The 15,305-nt window shown below is 35.8% G+C and carries 18 protein-coding genes and 1 pseudogene; 8 read left to right on the top strand and 11 right to left on the bottom strand.

The genetic code is table 11. From position 1 onward, the window contains the following. Positions 1-106 precede the first annotated feature (106 nt). The 4 genes from ACFX4R_RS25280 (at position 107) to ACFX4R_RS25265 (ending at position 4,253) form a co-directional block, all read left to right on the top strand. Positions 107-1,408, top strand: a complete 1,302-nt coding sequence (locus tag ACFX4R_RS25280) for a replication protein (protein ID WP_377570842.1) — start codon at positions 107-109, stop codon at positions 1,406-1,408. Between the two features lie 109 nt (positions 1,409-1,517). Continuing rightward, entirely contained in the window at positions 1,518-2,306 is a 789-nt protein-coding gene (locus ACFX4R_RS25275; protein ID WP_377570840.1) for a ParB N-terminal domain-containing protein, read from the top strand. A gap of 205 nt (positions 2,307-2,511) precedes the next feature. Then, complete coding sequence (locus ACFX4R_RS25270; RefSeq protein ID WP_377570838.1) at positions 2,512-3,405, top strand: sigma-70 RNA polymerase sigma factor region 4 domain-containing protein; 894 nt, start codon at positions 2,512-2,514, stop codon at positions 3,403-3,405. A gap of 623 nt (positions 3,406-4,028) precedes the next feature. Beyond that, the gene (locus tag ACFX4R_RS25265) at positions 4,029-4,253 is read left to right on the top strand and encodes a helix-turn-helix domain-containing protein (RefSeq protein WP_095380539.1); all 225 of its coding nucleotides are present in this window, start codon (positions 4,029-4,031) and stop codon (positions 4,251-4,253) included. Between the two features lie 242 nt (positions 4,254-4,495). Here ACFX4R_RS25265 and ACFX4R_RS25260 read toward each other — a convergent pair whose 3' ends face one another. The 4 genes from ACFX4R_RS25260 to ACFX4R_RS25245 form a co-directional block, all read right to left on the bottom strand. Beyond that, a complete protein-coding gene (locus tag ACFX4R_RS25260) occupies positions 4,496-4,816 on the bottom strand; it encodes a hypothetical protein (RefSeq protein WP_377570836.1) in 321 nt (106 codons plus the stop codon). Between the two features lie 289 nt (positions 4,817-5,105). After that, positions 5,106-5,801, bottom strand: a complete 696-nt coding sequence (locus tag ACFX4R_RS25255; protein ID WP_377559098.1) for a hypothetical protein — start codon at positions 5,799-5,801, stop codon at positions 5,106-5,108. After that, on the bottom strand, positions 5,798-6,931 hold the full coding sequence (locus ACFX4R_RS25250; protein ID WP_377559100.1) for an FtsK/SpoIIIE domain-containing protein: 1,134 nt from the start codon (positions 6,929-6,931) through the stop codon (positions 5,798-5,800). The genes ACFX4R_RS25255 and ACFX4R_RS25250 overlap by 4 nt, the downstream gene beginning before the upstream one ends. 12 nt (positions 6,932-6,943) lie before the next feature. After that, on the bottom strand, positions 6,944-7,243 hold the full coding sequence (locus ACFX4R_RS25245; protein WP_377559101.1) for a hypothetical protein: 300 nt from the start codon (positions 7,241-7,243) through the stop codon (positions 6,944-6,946). Positions 7,244-7,768: 525 nt separating this feature from the next. Between ACFX4R_RS25245 and ACFX4R_RS25240 the strand changes: the two genes are divergently transcribed. From ACFX4R_RS25240 to ACFX4R_RS25230, 3 genes are all read left to right on the top strand, one after another. Beyond that, positions 7,769-8,041 carry a GlsB/YeaQ/YmgE family stress response membrane protein gene (locus ACFX4R_RS25240; protein ID WP_377570834.1) on the top strand — a complete coding sequence of 91 codons (273 nt, stop codon included), beginning with the start codon at positions 7,769-7,771 and terminating at the stop codon, positions 8,039-8,041. A 34-nt stretch (positions 8,042-8,075) separates the two neighbouring features. Beyond that, complete coding sequence (locus ACFX4R_RS25235) at positions 8,076-8,201, top strand: hypothetical protein (protein WP_274598754.1); 126 nt, start codon at positions 8,076-8,078, stop codon at positions 8,199-8,201. A 376-nt stretch (positions 8,202-8,577) separates the two neighbouring features. Further along, entirely contained in the window at positions 8,578-9,057 is a 480-nt protein-coding gene (locus ACFX4R_RS25230) for a site-2 protease family protein (RefSeq protein WP_377559104.1), read from the top strand. Positions 9,058-9,728: 671 nt separating this feature from the next. Here the strand turns inward: ACFX4R_RS25230 and ACFX4R_RS25225 are convergent. Continuing rightward, the gene (locus ACFX4R_RS25225) at positions 9,729-10,187 is read right to left on the bottom strand and encodes an SMI1/KNR4 family protein (RefSeq protein WP_377559106.1); all 459 of its coding nucleotides are present in this window, start codon (positions 10,185-10,187) and stop codon (positions 9,729-9,731) included. Between the two features lie 27 nt (positions 10,188-10,214). After that, positions 10,215-10,391, bottom strand: a complete 177-nt coding sequence (locus ACFX4R_RS25220; protein WP_377570832.1) for a DUF8096 family protein — start codon at positions 10,389-10,391, stop codon at positions 10,215-10,217. Positions 10,392-11,007: 616 nt separating this feature from the next. On the opposite strand from ACFX4R_RS25220, the gene spxA reads away from it, so the two are divergent. After that, the gene (gene spxA / locus ACFX4R_RS25215; RefSeq protein WP_377570829.1) at positions 11,008-11,409 is read left to right on the top strand and encodes a transcriptional regulator SpxA; all 402 of its coding nucleotides are present in this window, start codon (positions 11,008-11,010) and stop codon (positions 11,407-11,409) included. A 172-nt stretch (positions 11,410-11,581) separates the two neighbouring features. Here spxA and ACFX4R_RS29450 read toward each other — a convergent pair. The 5 genes and pseudogenes from ACFX4R_RS29450 to ACFX4R_RS25195 all read right to left on the bottom strand — a co-directional run. After that, positions 11,582-11,702: pseudogene (locus tag ACFX4R_RS29450) on the bottom strand (DUF8096 family protein); the annotation flags it as partial. 153 nt (positions 11,703-11,855) lie between these two features. Next, positions 11,856-12,602, bottom strand: coding sequence for a type I methionyl aminopeptidase (gene map / locus ACFX4R_RS25210; protein ID WP_275800601.1), 747 nt, complete (start codon positions 12,600-12,602; stop codon positions 11,856-11,858). Positions 12,603-13,062: 460 nt separating this feature from the next. Beyond that, the gene (locus ACFX4R_RS25205; RefSeq protein WP_377570825.1) at positions 13,063-13,632 is read right to left on the bottom strand and encodes a dihydrofolate reductase family protein; all 570 of its coding nucleotides are present in this window, start codon (positions 13,630-13,632) and stop codon (positions 13,063-13,065) included. Between the two features lie 28 nt (positions 13,633-13,660). Continuing rightward, positions 13,661-14,863, bottom strand: coding sequence for a macrolide family glycosyltransferase (locus ACFX4R_RS25200; protein WP_377570822.1), 1,203 nt, complete (start codon positions 14,861-14,863; stop codon positions 13,661-13,663). A 107-nt stretch (positions 14,864-14,970) separates the two neighbouring features. Next, on the bottom strand, positions 14,971-15,303 hold the full coding sequence (locus tag ACFX4R_RS25195) for a YolD-like family protein (protein WP_377570818.1): 333 nt from the start codon (positions 15,301-15,303) through the stop codon (positions 14,971-14,973). Between the last annotated feature and the right edge of the window lie 2 nt (positions 15,304-15,305).

The following is a 15,305-nucleotide window of genomic DNA, read 5'->3' as shown; positions in this document are numbered from 1 at the left end:
AATTGACATCTATTTCAAGGGCTTAGTTCATCAAAATCAAGGCATTGTTTTCCTTTCTCAAGGGAAACAGTGTCTTTTTTTGTTCCTAAAAGGAGACGATGAACAAATGACAAAGATATTAACCTGCTATTTAAAAGATGTAGATACCTTCAATGGACGGTTCAAATGGTTATGGACCCACAAGTCCACACTTCGTAAAAAGAAAGAAGAGTTTTTAGAAAGTCTTCGTGCCCACTTTAAACAACAACAATCTGCTATACATAAAGAATTTCCTAAAAAGAGAATGGAAATGCTCGATCATGTCATCTATAACCTAGTGGCTACGGGCATTCAAGCGATCCGTTCTGAAACGCTTATGAAGAAATTTAATGTTTCCAAAAGTACCGTTTCTCGTTTTGTACGCTCGTTAAAAGCGACACCGTTTATCATTGTCGCTCGTTACATTAAAGAAGATACAACAGGTACTCATCCGGACAGTTATGTATTTATCCTTAAAAGTCATAAGAACTTTCATCACATTTGCGACGAAATCTTTTTTGCCCATGATACAACAGGAATACAAACGCTTCAACAAGAAGAAATGACCACTCCTGTGACACGTCCTGTGACGCATCCAGAAAGTACTGAAAACGTTGATACACCAAGCTTAGAGGCCGATAAATCACCTGATGCCTTTATTAACCTTGATTTACCTGTAAATCATATAAATAATCATTTAATATCTGTTTCACAGGCTTTCAGCTATATTAAAGGTGTGCCAAAGAAAGTTAATCAAGTCTATGCAGGTAAGTATGGACATCAACTACAAGACTTTTATGCTCGTATTCAAAATGCAGCAAAGGCAGTAAAAAGAGATACAGAGACTGAGATTAAAAAAGAGCAAGTACATGATATTGCGTATACATCTATTGTGGGATTAGATAAATATGTCCATGAAGCCAATCAACAAGGCAATCCGTTATCCCTACGGGATATGTGTCGATTAATCTATCAAATTGCGAAAAATCAATTCTATGATTTAACAAAGCCTAAAGACCAGGATTATTCATCAGTATACGCAAACCAACAAGAAGTTATACATAACGAAAGCAAAGAAACAACATTGGCTACACCAAAACGGATTATCCGTAAGGAACTCGTTCCAAATTGGTTAAAAGCTGAACAGCAACAAGAAAAAGCTCCAAAAGAAACAGAGATGTCTTTGGATCAACAGCTTGAAATGATTCAGTTAAAGCAAGATTTAGGACAAGATCTCACACCAGCAGAAGAGGATCTGCTACAGGAGCACAGCTCTACGTATAGTTTGTTGGAGATAGCTCAGGTAAAACAAGACCTAGGACAAGCTTTAACACCGGAGGAACAAGGATGTTTGCGTCAACATAACCAGCTAAAAGACACAGCTTCCTAATCAAAAAAAGTAGAAATCTCTTAGAAGCTGATGTTTTAATAGAATATGTTTATTTAGAACTGTGTTCTAAATAAACAATAACTAATAATCTACGCAGGAGGAGAACATTATGCCACATAAAATTACGTTAACGGGATCAGCCACAGGACCACTACGAGAATATGATCGCTACGTTGCCTTTGATATGCGTGAAAAAGGGTCACCATCTGCGCCTAAAGGGTTAAAGAAGAGTACCTTTATTTCGTATACGGTGTTTGTTGCGAAGAAAGCCTTTAATAAAACCGGGCTTACAAAGAAAAGTATCATGCATGAAAAGGTTTTAATTCAAGGGGAACCAACGTTAGATATTCCGATAGATGAATGCCCTGGTGAAGTAGGGGTCATCTGTTTTCAAATTACGGTTCTCCCGAATAAAAATGACAAAGAGAAGAATCAGCCAGAAGAGAAAAAAGAACCTAAACAAGAGGCATCTGCGCCTTCTGAAACACAAAAGAAAACGGAATCTACTAAACAGGAAGGGGCGCAAGCACCTGTTTCTCAACCTCTAGCAAAGGAAGAGAAGAAAGAAGGAAAGTCTATTCAGCCAGAAGTACAACAAGCGCCTACAGAAGAGAAAAAGGCTGAGGAAAAAAAGACAACACTATCCAACCAACCGAAGGGAACTCAGGATCTAGTGAACTTTGATGATATTATCGTTCCTGATGAGTTCTTAAAGACACGCCCAAACCCTGAAAAAACGCAAAAAGTGATCGATTTTGTGAAGCGTACAGGGCGCTTAGATGAGCCATTGACGATTGAAAAAGGATCGAAGATCTTAAAAGATGGATACCGTCGTTATGTCGTAGCCAAAACGGTCAAAATGGATCAAGTTCCTGTTGTATATGAGTATCAAAAGTAAGAACGCAAAGAAAAAGTAACGATTGTTTATCGTTTCACTGACAAATTAGACAAAAACAGACTAAACAAAGTGATAACCTATGTCCAATAGATAAAAGGTAAATGAAACAGGATTTAATCTCTGTTTAGGTAAGATGAACATCTTCATTACTATTCTCTATACGTAGCTTTCTATACATCTAAGTCGCGAATTGGAGGGAGATATAATGACTAAAAACCAAAAACTGTGGACGAAGGAAGAAGATTTATTTCTAAAAGAACAATATGGGCGGATGACACTCCAAAAAATTGGTGAATGTTTAAATCGTAGTAAAGAATCGGTTAATAAACGGGTCTCACGACTACAACTTCGCAACAACCAGAATGGCATACGCAAAAAATGGTCCCCTGACCAAGATACGTTCTTAAAAGTAAATATTAATAAGATGAACAATCGAGAGATTGGAAAACATTTAGGCAAGAGCCCATCTTCTGTTGCGAATCGAATTAGACTGTTAAAATTAGTACGAAATACGTCATTACGCAGATGGACAAAGAAAGAGGATGAATACTTGGTAAAATGGTATGGAGTCAAGTCCCTTGACCAAATATCTAGACGCTTACAGCGAAGTACACAAGCATTAGAGTCTAGATTATATCGTTTAGGTATAGGTGGCGTAAGAGCTCATCTAGGGAATGTTACAGTATATGAACTAGCAGAGTGTCTCCAAGTTGATGTTCATACCATTTATAATTGGATTCAGAAAAGAGAATTGCCCTATAACATCTTGAGAGCAAACACACGAACATTTTTAGGAATTGACGTAGCAGCCTTTTGGAAATGGGCACAGCAGAATAAGGAACTTATTAATTTTTCTAAGATATCCCTAAATACTCTTATTCCAGAACCCGACTGGGTAAAGGCACAAAGAAAATATGATTATTTTAATCGACCTAAATATGAAAATAAAAAGTGGACTGAAGAGGAAGATGCCCGTCTATGGTACATGTTTTATCAAGAAGGTCGTACTCAACAAGAAATTGGCCAACTAATCGGTAGATCAGCCCATGGAATTCAACGGAGATTACACCGACTACGGAAAAAGAAGTTACCTCAATAAATCCTACCTTTTTTTAATCGTTTTTACTGCTCTCACATATTAGTCCTTTACATTGCACATTCATTTTGTGAAACAGCCTTTTTTATAAGAAAGGTAGCCCTATAGAAGCATAGAAATTCATGTTATGCTTAAAAATATTATATTTTACACTTTACTATTATCTATTGTTTTATTCCATAAAGGAGAGGACTCTATACGGATAGATGGGGTTCTCTTTTCTCCTTCACCGATTAAATTGTGTTTTCTGGTCTGATAATTTATGAATTGCTGTTGTTAACAATGTTCTTACTTTCTCTTGGGCAGACTGCTTTATGACAGGTTGTTTTTTATTTTCTATGATACTCAAAAACTATTCATACCTATAACAAAGACCGCCCATTATGTATCAGTGTATAAGGCGGTCTTAACTGTATTCATGCTATATGATTATGACCAAAATATCGACATTATTCTAGAAGCTTCTAAAAAATACATATTAAATTTATTCGTTGTGCTTATGTAGTATTTTGATGTCTTAATAGATGATATGGTATTGGCTTGTCCACTATGACTTATTTTTAACGTTTTATTTTTAGTGAAATTTGGACATAACTAGAGTAATAACAAGTAAAGGGGTATCTATAATGTTCGGGTTAGGAAAAAGGCGAACTAGACTTGGTAAATGGATTGATAAAAGAAACATTAATCAAGAATGGCTTGTAAGAAAGTCAGGATTAGGTAGAAGTACGATTGGTGATTTAGTAAACAACTCCGAAAGGTTGCCTACACAAAGAACTATGAAAAAGATATTACAAGCATTAAGAAGGATTGATCCTAATATTAAGAGCGAAGATTTTTGGGATATTTAAATATGCTTATTACAGTTCTTTTTTATTCCTTTAGAAAGTTTGTTTCTCCAAGTATATAAAAACAGGCTTTAGTAATCGTTTAAAAGCCTGTTTTTAATTCGCCGTTAAAACGGTCCTATTCATCAAATTGCTCCTCTTTACATGCTAGCGTGCTCGAAACATGTCATTAACACATTGAATGGCGATTTCTAGGGATTTATCAGTATTTAAACAAAAAAGCGACCTTATTGGCCGCCGTGATTCTACTCGCTATTTTCGAATAAATTAAAAGAAAGTTGCTCAGATCTTTTCCTATGGTAATAAGCATTTTTAACTCTTTTTACGTGCTCCCTATTTTTAACGTAATAATCTCGGTCGCGAACAGAAACGCAGCCTTTGCAGTATGGTCCAAGTTGACCAAATCCATCGCTTTTATGATGATAGTTCTTTACATGTTTTAATTCGCCGCATTCACGGCAAGTTTTAGCGACAACTTGTCCGTCAGCGTCTGTAAAGTATACGAATCCTCTCGGCTTTTTTCTTTCCTCATATTCCTGCGCCAGTAGTTCTTCTCGTAGACTCATATTCGCTCACCTCCTCGGTTGCCTTGGTATTGCTACTTATTCTCTTTTATTATACGAATTAATTCCATTCGATACCAGTATGCAAATCTATTACCTTCTCCGCGTATGACAGTTTCGTCTCCTGCAGACGCCTGGATTGATTCAACTTTATCTAATTCTTTCTATGTTAATGATTACGCTGTTTCCATAACCCTTTGCAAATGCGCGGATGAAAGGTGTATAAACAGGCTACCTTTCATTATTTTGAGGTAGCCTGTTTTTGTGTGATTAAAAACACTTTTCTAGTACTCTATGTTAAGTTGATTTTAATTCCCCCAGAAGAGGAGGTGATTCTTGACCTTACTTCTTTTGTTTGTTTGGAAGACCCCTTATATTTCTCCATAAGTTCGTGAATGCTTGCTACTTGTATGATACGGATATGATCCGAAGATACTGCATAACGAACAGGTGTAATTAAAATTACAGAAGGGAAGATGGCTGCTTGATCTTCAGGCTGCCACTGCAACGTTTTCCACTCATCTGAAAAGAAAAACTCCTCGTATAGATTGATCTTCGCTTGCATTTTCTGTTCTGAATACTGATTTCGTTGAATTTCAACCCAAAAAGGGGATCCTTTAAAGATACAAAACAGATCTGGTTCGATACCTCCTTTTCGTCCAGTGGGCTTATCTTCCACAATGACCTGTTTAGGCGCACTGTACGTACACATTTGTTTATAGATATCTAGAATTGAAAGGAAATGGAGTATTTTCTGCGAGTTCTTTTTGATCTTTGCATCCACAGGCAAATAGGCGGTCGGAGAATACTGCTGTGTGCGTTCAATGAGTCCTAATCGATATAAACGTACCATGACACTATTACACGCATTTACAGGCGATTTCAGCTGTTTAAAGAAGCGTTCTACTAATGAGTCTCGATCCACAGCCCGAAACTGATTGATAAACCCAATGATGTCTTTATCACGCTGAGATAGTCGAAAACTCATCCCTGTTCCTCCTTCTCTAATAACCCAAAGATAGACTGTGACACAACCTCTAGTTGCGGTTCAGGATCTTTCACATGTGTTTTATAAGGGGAAAGCATTTCCTTACAAGCTTCTTCATCTAAGAAATAGGCTTGAAACTCTTTCACGTCATCAATCTTAATTTTCATACGACCTCTGGCAGCTGCATCAATTTCTTCTGCTCCGAGTACTCCAGCTACTTTCGCATTCGTCGCATCGGCTTGCCTTCCAGAGATCCGAACCCTTAAATTGGCTTTTAACGCAGAGTTTAATAAATCAGCATCCGGACGCTGCATGGCAATAATCGTATGAACACCTAGTGCACGACCTTGGCTGGCAAACTGTTGAATCATCTCTACAAGATCCGTTTCTCTCTTCACTATGGACATTTCATCAATTACCACAACGATACGAGGTAGCTTAAAAGGAAGCCTGCTGATATGTGTGACGCCATGCTCTAACAGTAAATCCCCTCGTCGATACATTTCAGCTCGTAACAACGCAAAAGGTTTTCTCATGTCTTTCGCTTCAAAGCAAAGCGCATCCACGTGGTCAATCCCATGAAATAAGCCCAAATCGGCTCGTTTAAGGTCCACTAAGACTAAGCGTAAGTCTTCAGGAGAGGTATACTTCACCCATGTGGTGAGAATCACGCGCATTAAGCTGCTTTTTCCTGCCCCAATTTCGCCAGAAATCAGTAACGTTTCTAAATCCGCAAAATCCCATGAAACAGGGTTTCCATAGATATCTTGACCAATGCATACTGGGAGCTCCATTTTCTCAATATAAGGATGAATGATCTCATAACTATAATTGAGCATCTTTGGTAGGCTTTTGTGATGAACAGTAATACTAAAGTTCTTTAAGCTGCCGTTTATTTCGATGTTGCTGCCTAATACTTGTCGTAAGGCCCATCTTTTTTTATTTAGAAGTTCAGGATTGATACCATTTAGTAAGGAAAAGGCGTACCGAGTGTACGTTTGATGGTGATCGATTCGATGAATCTTTGGAAACAGATAGGAGGTACGGTCCCCACGTTTCACCACCCGGTAAATCTCTGCCGTACGAAACGCTTTAAGCAATTGGCCACGCAATTTTAGTTTTTCAAACATCTAAATCCCTCCTCAAAACATAAAGGTCACAAAAAAGTAAATTAAGGCGCTATAGAAGGTGACAGGTAAGATAAAACGCATGACCTTTGCGAACTGATCCACAAGATCAATGACACCCCATCGCTCTAATACCCGTTCGATGATAGCAACCCCTAAGACAATGCCTCCTATGGTTAGAATAGTAGGGTCAAGCATGGCAAATGGACTAAACGGAACAAAGGAATAAGCCCTGAAGGGACGAGGTCTCGTGAGAGATGATTGGAGGGTTAAAGGAAAGATCTTTTGAAAATGAAACCTTTGTGTTTTTCTCATGTTGATACCTTCTTTCATTCTTTAATTTTTTTGCCTTTCACGCCTTAGTTATTTCAGCTCAACACATCCGGTCGCCCCCTTCGCCTCTTCGGCTCAGCTCCCTTACAGATTCCATGAAGGGCGTCATTACGCATATAAAGCTTGTATTAACGCGGTAGCGATACTGAACTAGACACTAATTAGATAATGAAGCTAAGATTCTTTAGATACTATGTAGCTACTGTAGTAAGCTTGCCTGTCCAGTCAAAAAATAAAAAAGAACCCTTACTGCAGTAGGGGATTAGTAGGTAGTTATGTAAGATGCGCTCGGTTTTTATATGCTAGGGGTTGTCCTAATAGCTTATTCTTCTTATGAAATGGACGAGACATTTGATGTTGTCCAAGTGAACAAAAATAAAGGGCAAGCAAAACTACATGATCTTATGACATAAAGAGAAAAAACTTATAGAGGGAAAAAATAACAGGATTAATGAGTTTTAGCCGGGGGTAAAGTCAAATAACTATTTCAAAAGGAGAGAGTGATTTATGGAAATTCTATGGATGCTAATTGTAGGTGGAATTATCGGTTGGCTTGCCGGTTTACTTACAGGGCGTGACGTTCCTGGAGGCATTATTGGTAATATTATCGCCGGTTTTATTGGTTCTTGGTTAGGTGGTCTGATCCTGGGAAGTTGGGGACCAGTTATTGGTGGTTTTGCCATCATTCCAGCCATTATTGGAGCAATCATTTTGGTGTTAATCGTAAGCTTTGTTCTAAGGAAAATGGAACAAAAAAAGAATCATGGTCATCATGCATGATAAATCGAAAAAAATTAAATTGGAGTGATTAAAAATGAGAGAAGAAAGTAAGTCTGTGTTAGATGATTTTGTTGAAGATAATCAATTTGAATTAGATTCTTACCTTACTTATTTGTTCGATCAAATTAATAATGATATCGAAGTTCTGTCAGAAGCTTAATGAGAAACCAGATATTTTATTATAAAGAAAAAGAGAAAAAAATAAATCAGAATATAACATAAACGGCCTTAGTAACTTTGGTTACGATACATAGGGTCGTTTATTGTTATGGAGAATGTTTAAAAATAAAGTGAAGATATCCTTCTCTATAGGCAATGCTCAAAGATTATTAATTACTTTAACTGCTGCTTTAGTAAAAATCTATTGGTCCTATATTTTGATTAAAGACCTTTCAAAGTGCGAAACAAAGGACTGTAAATATGATTAAAAAGGCGCCTCCTCTGTATGGAAAAGTCTGTCCACTATCAAAAAGAATTTATCTACCTTAATAAGCTAACTGTTTATTAAATCATTTTATAATAAAGGAGATGGAAGTGTGTTTGGATTCAGTGATATGCCTAAGTTCTTGTTTTCTTTCTTACTTGTACTACCACTTGTATCTCTTGTTCACCAATTAGGTCATTCTATCATGGCAATCTTTTTCGGAGGGAGAGTGGATTTTACAATTGGAAAAGGAAAAACCATTTTTAAATGGAAGAAAGTTAAAATAAAATCAGTTTACTTTTTGGATTCTTTTTGTGTATATGAGAAACTAAAATACGACAACCGATTTACCCATGCCTGTGTCTATGCTGGAGGTGCCATTGCTAATTTAGCCTTTATTTTCCTTATAAATGGCTTAGTTATGGCTGACATCCTTTCAGCAAGTCTCTTTTCTTACCAGTTTGTCTACTTTTCTGTTTATTATATTGTCTTCTCGCTACTACCCATCAAATACACAGAAACAAATTCAAGCGATGGACGTGCTATTTATGATGCATTGAGATATGGAAAAATAACATGTAACCCTGATTAATAAAGCTGAAATAATGATGTGAAGCGATAGGTTTGCGAAGCTACATGGGATTCACTTTTACGTAATGAAGTAGATGATAAAAATAAAATTACTTTAAATAATATGGTTAATCCAGCAATTAGTGTTGAAGTTGATAAATAATTGATATCAAAAAACCTTCTACTCCTGTCAGGTAGAAGGTCATTTGTGTGATTGAAATGTCATTGTATACCCTGCGAGAAAGGTAACACATTTATTCATTGCCAATAAAATTATTAAACAGAGTACATAGGAAAACCCTCTATCCTATAGATAGAAGGCAAGATAAAACATACTATAAACAAAGGTAGGTGACTTAGATAACTTTACATTTATTTTTATACCCAAAAGGAAAGAACTTAAACAGATAAAAAACCCTTCTACCCATAGAGAGTAGAAGGTCACATGGATCACATACTGTTAAAAAAAGTTAGTTGATTATAGATTTTAACCCGAAAAATAAAATTCAAACATCTTACATAAAAAATATGTGGTTGGCCTAATAGCTTATCTTTTTCATGAAATGGACGAGACATAAGGACTAAAGTAGAATGTGATGAGGAAAAGGGAGAGCTTGGTGAATCAAATCATATGAAACTAATACAAAAGAACCGACAATTGAATGCCAGTTCCTTTGTATTGTATAAATGTAGTCATTCTTCATCTTCATAAATAAATAAGCCATTTACCAAGGTCTCAAAATCAGGAGCTAATTCAAAAATAAGTGTGTCTGTTCCCCATTCTAAATCCATATAAATTATAGGAGGGTTATCTTTTGTATCCCGATAGTCAAATGCAACCCACCAATGTCCCTCTCCACATAGTAAAACAATATCTTTTGGTAACTCCCATTCTTCTATATAATAATCACTGGATAAAATGCCTTCTTTCCCTATTCCATAAATCTCAGGGACATTTACATGATCGTCTGCCCAATTTGTTGGAACGGAGGTAGGGTAGTCACAATATTTTAAAGAGCCTCCATTTTGCATTTTACATAACTCAATATAGGATTTTGGCAACTTCACACCCAACTTCTTTTCTGCATCGTTGACCATTTCTTCTGTTAATTTCTTTGATTGACTGTATCCATCATCCCAAATATCTCTCATTTCCCCAACCCTTTCAATCAATACCAACTAAATGCTTTTCTTCATGCCACATTCTCGACATTCACGTAAGAAAACGCCACCTTTTACGGAACTTTTGAAGTAAGCTGAGTTGCAGTTGTCGCATCTGCCACTGACCTTATCCGGAAATTCAGCGTAGTCATAAATTTTAGTAAGATCGATTTCTTGCTGCTGTTTCTCTTCCACGTCGATCACTCTTTTCTAATTGCCTTTTATTAGCGTACCACAAAAAGCGAAGGTGACATTATTTTATGTAAAACGAACATCAATTAGCTCACTTAACCTCATTTTATTTTTTAATTCGAATACTTCCTCGATAAAAACAAACAAATTCCCCAGGGAATCAACAGATTGGATGAATCCCTTTTCTGTAATACATTGTCCCTTTTTGTAGTATGTAAGATAAACTTGGCCTTTATTTTACACACCTCACTATTAAAGATAAAGCTTAATTATCCTCCAATTTTACATCATTTCAATCTCCTTCTTTAACACACTTGCTGCGCTGTAAAAAGTGGAATTATATGTTTCATTTCCTTGTTATAAAATATAGAAGGTTAGTATCGTTCTTAATCATATATCTCAAATTTTTAGTCATATTAAGACCGGAAATTTATTAAACAGATGCACAAACTATGTTATAATGGTGATGGGAATAATACGTGAATTACCTAATGTGTTCAACGTAGCAAAAAGCCACTTGTAGTATACAAGTGGCTTTTACTTATTAGAAATCTATATACTTTTATTTACAGTGATTAATTAAAGGTAGAAAAAAATACATATAGACGAGGTGTAAAAAATGATTAATCTATATACGACAACCAGCTGCGTTTCTTGCCGAAAAGCAAAGGCTTGGCTTGAGGAACATCAAATTGATTATATTGAGAGAAATCTATCGTATGAACCTATTACAGAAGATGAAATTAAAAATATTCTTAGTATGACAGAAAAGGGTACAGATGAAATTATTTCTACAAGATCAAAGATCCCTCAAAAGTTAAATATAGAGATTGATGCACTGTCGTTACAGGGTCTGTATGATTTGATAAAGAACCATCCTTTTATACTTAAACGCCCTATTATCATACAAGATCGTAAAATACTGCAAATCGGATATAAAGAAGAAGAGATAAGAGCTTTTATTCCTCGGAAACTTCGTACTCTCACGATGACAGAACAGGCGGTAGTAGGTGATCATTAGAAGGTAATAGAAGAGCGATCAACGGATGCCTTAACTTCTAAAGTAGATTGTAATAAAAGGTATCGGCAGTGTAGGAAGGTATATATTTTAGATTCTAAAAATGAGTAAACACAACTACATCTACATAAAAAGGAGAAGGGTAAAAATCCCTCTCCTTTTACTATATATTCCTCTATACTAAGGTACTCTTCTTTATGCCGCATTCACGACATTCGCGTAAAAAAAACGCAACCTTTTAAAGAACTTTTGAAGTAAGATGAATTGCAGTTGTCGCATCTGCCACTGACCTTATTATCAAGACCCAAATCGAAAAAAACATAGAAAATAAAGGTTAATATATATTGTACATGACTAATATGTATGAACCTTTTAATCTTTGCTCAACAAGCACGCCCATTTGATGAACTTCCTTAAACATTTATGGGCCTAACATCTGAAAACAATATCTAAGCTATCGTTGTAATTATCGGTTGATCCCTTGTAATAATTATTGTGTGCTCATATTGTGCACAAAGACTATTATCGGGCACACATAAAGTCCATCCATCCGAACTTTCAACTGTATACTCTGCTCCAGTTGATAAAAAAGGCTCAATTGTAATAACCATACCTTCTTTCAATACCCGTTTATCATGCTTGTCATAGATAGGTAAAATATCTTCAGGTGCCTCATGTAAAGACCTTCCAATGCCGTGACTGCAAAGATCCGTAAGTACCTTGTAACCACCTTTTTGGGCTTCATTTTGAATAATTCTTCCGATTTCATTCAATCTCACCCCATGTTTAAGTGAAGAAATAACTTTCATCATGGTATTGTGTGTGTATTGACAGAGACGTGTTACAGAAGGGTTATATAAAGGGATCTGAAAGGAATGACCTGCATCGGCAAAGTAACCATTTAACTCAGCAGAGACATCAATATTTATTAGGTCACCTTCTTGAATCTTCCGATTCCCCGGTATTCCGTGAGCAACTTCATGGTTAATGCTAATGCATGTGTTACCGGGAAAATTGTAGGTTATCTTTGGTGCAGAGACCGCACCATATCTTCTTAAAAAACATCCCCCTATTTCATCCAATTCTTTGGTCGTCATTCCGGCACGTGTCTGATTTTTCATTTCACTTATTGTTAAAGCAACGATTTTTCCGATTTCCTTAAGCCCTTCAATATCATGCTTACCTTCAACAGTCACGTATGAACCCTCCAATTTTTTTTGATGCTTTCATTTTATCCAAAGTAATGTTTCCGGCCCTCCATAAACTGGCCCGATTGCTTAATACCTATTATTACAAAGTTACAAAATTCATACCACTCACCTCCTAAGTCATATTAATGATCGGGTTGAAGACCTCATTGAGTCTCCTACTATAGGCTACATCCTGCATTTGTAACAAACTTAAGTTCCTTTATAATATATACATATTAAACTATATGTGTAGTATCTAAATAACGAGTCTACTATTTATAAGAAAAGGGGTATATGCTCGTATATTGAACATAATACCCTCTTATTAGTTTAGTCTATTTAATGTTTATCTGGATATTCGGCATAATCATATACTTTAGTGAGATCTATTTCTTGCTCCTTTATTTCTTCCAGGTTAATCACTCTTTTCTGTTTACTCTTATTAGAAAAGCTTTCTTGAATTTCATTAATTATTATTAAGGCGATAGCACAGCTGGATAACGCCAGAAGAAAACGTTTTTGTATTAACCAATTTAAGGTTTAACCTTTGTTTTATGTCAATAAATAAAGGTTTTCCACTTCCCAAAACAACAGGATGAACCGATAATCTAAATTCATCTACAAGCCCTAAATGTATAAAATTTGTAATAAGACTTGCTCCACCATATAGCCAGATATCTTTTCCAGGCTTTTTCTTTAATTTATTTACTTCTTCCAAAATATTATCATTTATATATATTGCTTTATGATCAGCCCTTTTTTGTGTCCTAGAAAAAACATACTTTTCTTTGCTGTGAACTAATTCCCACATTTCTTTTTCGGTATCAGAATCCCCAGTTTCCGGAGTGTATTCCCCCCATAAATCGTAGCTTTTTCTTCCATATAAAATAGTATCAATTTGATTCAAGAAATGAGTAAACCCCATATCAGAGTCCATGACACACCAATCAATTTCTCCGTTTGGTCCTTCAATAAATCCATCTAAAGTAACTGCTAAATCTAAAATTATTCTTCTAGGTCTTATGTTATTGGACATAAAATCTCCACCCTTACATGTTCTATATTTAAATATTGTATTGTCTTTTAAATGTGAAAATCTCATCTACAGCCTGCTGATATCCCCCTGATTTTTGAAAAGATTCTCTTATATCTGTTAGAGCTTTATAAAAGGAAGGATGTCCTAACACATAATCCACGGTTTTACATAGGTGACTTACAGTCAACCCTTGCATTTGTAACTTAATGCCAGCTCCAAGACTCTCAACTTGTTGAGCAATTACCGGCTGATCTGCGCTTTGTGGGATTACAATGAGTGGAATCCCATAATAGAGACCTTCATTGGTGCTATTCATTCCGCCATGTGTGATAAATAATTTCGTGTGCTTTAGCACTTCAGTTTGTGGAACGTAATTTTTCACAATAAAGTTTTTAGGAATCTTCCCTAAATCAGATAGTTGAGTTTTTCCACCAATAGACATAACAACGGTATAGTCAGTGTTCTCAAAAGCCTTAAAGCAAAGTTTATAGAAATCAATTTCCTGATTAAAAACAGTACCTAATGAAATGTAAATGACACTTTTTCCTTTTAATACAGAAAAGTCGAAGCTTCCTTGTGTTTCTATTGCAGGAAAAGATGGTCCTACAAACTTGTACGTTTGATCGAATGTTTCTCGAAAAGGTTGAAACTCCCTAGTTGTATATACAATGGTAAGAGGGGCAGGATTACAAAAAACTTCATAAGGAGAAGTTATTTCAACCCCATATTTTTCTTTAATCTTTCTTGTTAGACTTTGAAAATCACTATTTATCCTGTTAGCATGTTCTGGTGGAATATTTTGCGAAAGGTGTTCTAACATTCTTTTAAATGATAGTTCAGTTTGAGCAAAAGATGTACATGAATTAATTGCAGGGAGTTTTAGAATTTGGGAGAGTAAACGTCCACAACCAAACATCGAATCGTGAATGATGTAATCAAACTGTTCTCCTTGGATTTGTTCAAGAACGCTAGGTATAATGATATCCGCCGTATGTAAAAGACCGTTGATTCTTTCGGGTAAATAATTTCTTCCACCTGAGATAAAGGCTTTTAAAAATTTTTGACCGTCAAATGTTCGTACATCAGCTCCTGTCTTTTCAATACGTTCTCGAAAAGCTTCTATTGAAAAGTATACTACCTCTTCTCCACGTGAAATAAGCTCTTGTACAACTGCAATTGTTGGATTGATATGTCCTTCTGATCCACCATTAATAAATAGAACACGTGCCATTATAATCACTCCTTAAGTAAGATGTTCTCTAGATTTTATATAAGAGTAAGGAGCACTGCTGCAAACTCTTGCTTAACTTAAATAATGAAACTGAATTCACCCTAATTTTAAACGAATCGAACATCAATTAGCTCACTTAACTTCATTTTGTTTTTTAATTCAAATATTTCATCGATAAAAACAAACAAATTCCCCAGGGAATCAACAAATTGGATGAATCCTGTATCGGTTATACTTTGCCCATTCTTATAATATGTAAGGTATACTTGTTTATTTGTATGTAAGGCTTCAATTAAGGTGAAATTCATCTGTTCCATTTGCTCTTCTGTTAAAACAGGTTGAGCTACTTCTACTTGCTTATTTATAATCTCCTTTAACCCTATGAATTGCTCTGGCATAGTGGCGAATGGACGCCATTTTTTCATTCCTCTAGGTTCCATCT

Origin of the sequence: Priestia sp. YIM B13490 (genome assembly GCF_042787735.1) — a bacterium.
Taxonomy (GTDB): Bacteria; Bacillota; Bacilli; order Bacillales; family Bacillaceae_H; genus Priestia; species Priestia megaterium.
This window is presented reverse-complemented; position numbering and strand designations above follow the sequence as displayed.

Excerpts from the sequence above, each read along its gene's own strand:
- ACFX4R_RS25280 (WP_377570842.1), top strand. The coding sequence starts at position 107 with ATGACAAAGATATTAACCTGCTATTTAAAAGATGTAGATACCTTCAAT.
- ACFX4R_RS25265 (WP_095380539.1), top strand. The coding sequence starts at position 4,029 with ATGTTCGGGTTAGGAAAAAGGCGAACTAGACTTGGTAAATGGATTGAT.
- ACFX4R_RS25255 (WP_377559098.1), bottom strand. The coding sequence starts at position 5,801 with ATGAGTTTTCGACTATCTCAGCGTGATAAAGACATCATTGGGTTTATC.
- ACFX4R_RS25205 (WP_377570825.1), bottom strand. The coding sequence starts at position 13,632 with ATGTCCAATAACATAAGACCTAGAAGAATAATTTTAGATTTAGCAGTT.
- ACFX4R_RS25225 (WP_377559106.1), bottom strand. The coding sequence starts at position 10,187 with ATGAGAGATATTTGGGATGATGGATACAGTCAATCAAAGAAATTAACA.
- ACFX4R_RS25250 (WP_377559100.1), bottom strand. The coding sequence starts at position 6,931 with ATGTTTGAAAAACTAAAATTGCGTGGCCAATTGCTTAAAGCGTTTCGT.
- ACFX4R_RS25200 (WP_377570822.1), bottom strand. The coding sequence starts at position 14,863 with ATGGCACGTGTTCTATTTATTAATGGTGGATCAGAAGGACATATCAAT.
- ACFX4R_RS25275 (WP_377570840.1), top strand. The coding sequence starts at position 1,518 with ATGCCACATAAAATTACGTTAACGGGATCAGCCACAGGACCACTACGA.
- ACFX4R_RS25245 (WP_377559101.1), bottom strand. The coding sequence starts at position 7,243 with ATGAGAAAAACACAAAGGTTTCATTTTCAAAAGATCTTTCCTTTAACC.
- ACFX4R_RS25195 (WP_377570818.1), bottom strand. The coding sequence starts at position 15,303 with ATGGAACCTAGAGGAATGAAAAAATGGCGTCCATTCGCCACTATGCCA.
- ACFX4R_RS25270 (WP_377570838.1), top strand. The coding sequence starts at position 2,512 with ATGACTAAAAACCAAAAACTGTGGACGAAGGAAGAAGATTTATTTCTA.
- ACFX4R_RS25260 (WP_377570836.1), bottom strand. The coding sequence starts at position 4,816 with ATGAGTCTACGAGAAGAACTACTGGCGCAGGAATATGAGGAAAGAAAA.
- ACFX4R_RS25240 (WP_377570834.1), top strand. The coding sequence starts at position 7,769 with ATGGAAATTCTATGGATGCTAATTGTAGGTGGAATTATCGGTTGGCTT.
- spxA (WP_377570829.1), top strand. The coding sequence starts at position 11,008 with ATGATTAATCTATATACGACAACCAGCTGCGTTTCTTGCCGAAAAGCA.
- ACFX4R_RS25235 (WP_274598754.1), top strand. The coding sequence starts at position 8,076 with ATGAGAGAAGAAAGTAAGTCTGTGTTAGATGATTTTGTTGAAGATAAT.